The organism is Alistipes sp. DJF_B185, assembly GCF_964250025.1.
GTDB classification, from domain to species: Bacteria; Bacteroidota; Bacteroidia; order Bacteroidales; family Rikenellaceae; genus Alistipes; species Alistipes finegoldii.
The window spans coordinates 1-1,349 of sequence record NZ_CAXUDY010000062.1; the positions used below are offsets into that span (position 1 = coordinate 1).

General features: G+C 48.0%; 3 protein-coding genes and 1 pseudogene. All 4 read right to left on the reverse strand.

Annotation, left to right across the window (positions count from 1 at the left end; genetic code table 11):
- Positions 1-286, reverse strand: a 286-nt coding sequence (locus ACESTR_RS16105; protein WP_373179444.1) for a hypothetical protein, incomplete at its 3' end; no start/stop codon positions are given.
- A complete protein-coding gene (locus tag ACESTR_RS16110; protein ID WP_004295258.1) occupies positions 283-678 on the reverse strand; it encodes a hypothetical protein in 396 nt (131 codons plus the stop codon). The genes ACESTR_RS16105 and ACESTR_RS16110, both read right to left, overlap by 4 nt.
- A 4-nt stretch (positions 679-682) precedes the next feature.
- Positions 683-964, reverse strand: coding sequence for an Imm17 family immunity protein (locus ACESTR_RS16115; protein WP_004295465.1), 282 nt, complete (start codon positions 962-964; stop codon positions 683-685).
- 154 nt (positions 965-1,118) lie between these two features.
- Positions 1,119-1,349: pseudogene (locus tag ACESTR_RS16120) on the reverse strand (hypothetical protein); the annotation flags it as partial.

The window sequence follows — 1,349 nt, forward strand, 5'->3', positions numbered from 1 at the left end:
GAGACATCACTGCTTTGCCTCGCCATTTGTAAATCCTGCTGACGAGCGACATAACGGCAAATGTGACAATGCTAAAAACGACACATGGCAACAATGCCGACACACCTGGAAAAAGCCGGATAGTAACAGTCATCATAGGGAATATCAAAAGAGCGAAGATATAAATCGAGAGCATCATTTCGCCATCGACCCTGCCTGTTCGTCTTGCCTGCTTCCATTTCTCCCCCATCCACCAGAGGTAGTCCCAGAGATAAAACCGTTGCTTATTCTCCTGCCGTTTCATCATGCCCAATGTATAAATCCGAGGTGGAACATCAGCGCTACATTTGCCACGATCAGGGCGATAGCGATAAGAACTATTTTGGCGAGCTTCCTGCCGGGATGTTTCATCTTCCCGTAATGTTCACGGAGTGCTTCACGCCGTCCGGCTGTATAGCGTAGCTTGCAGAATAAATCGGGAAGAAAGCAGAGAGGAATCACTATGGCCAAACCAATCATCCAGCCGAAAAGGCGCAATATCGGCGGAAACCCAAGCGGTATGAGTAGGACGAAGAGCCAGCACCAAAACAGTAGCATACGTCCGTTGAGATTGGTACGCTCCCTTTCGTGCCATATCTCGGCTACATACCACATATAGTCGATGAAGCAGATCCGGTATTTGCGATTGTCCTTTTCCATACCGTTATCTCCATACAAAGAAACCAACCAATATAAGTATAATCAGAACGCTGACCAACACAATCTGAACCCTGCGGCGTGTTTCAGGCTTGCAATCATCAAATAACCACAGTTTGCTGTTAAACTGCCAATGACACGCCCATTTCCAACGGAACAGCAACCCTGCAAGCCATAGGGCAAGCAACCCGACACCAAACAGCAACCCGTATTTCGGGTGAGCCTGCAACCACTCGAAAAACGCTTCCGCCTTGCTGTTCATTGCTTCGTATATATCGGTAACTGTCATACTTATAATTAAAAGGATTCCGAACACAAAAATAATGTTTTCCGTTCACATAATCACTACTTTATGCTCCAAAACACCGGCTGTACGGTTATAAAACCAGGAAACAGCCCCGGTTAAGGTCACGGAGGTTGTTTGCGGGGGTGTTTGTGTTCATTTAGTTCTGTTCCGGCAGGAGCTTGCAAAGCACCGGGTCGTTCTTGATACGTTCCAGTTCCTCGGCGACGATGCGGCCGGCCTCTGCCTTGATACGTTCGTAGTTTTCCTGCACGACCTGTTTCATGTGATCCGTCCCGTTCTCGTCCGTGAAATCGGTAATTTGTGGTATCTTCTTGTACCGGGCCGTTTCCGCTTTCACTTTTTCGTTGTCCACGACAATCTCGCAGTG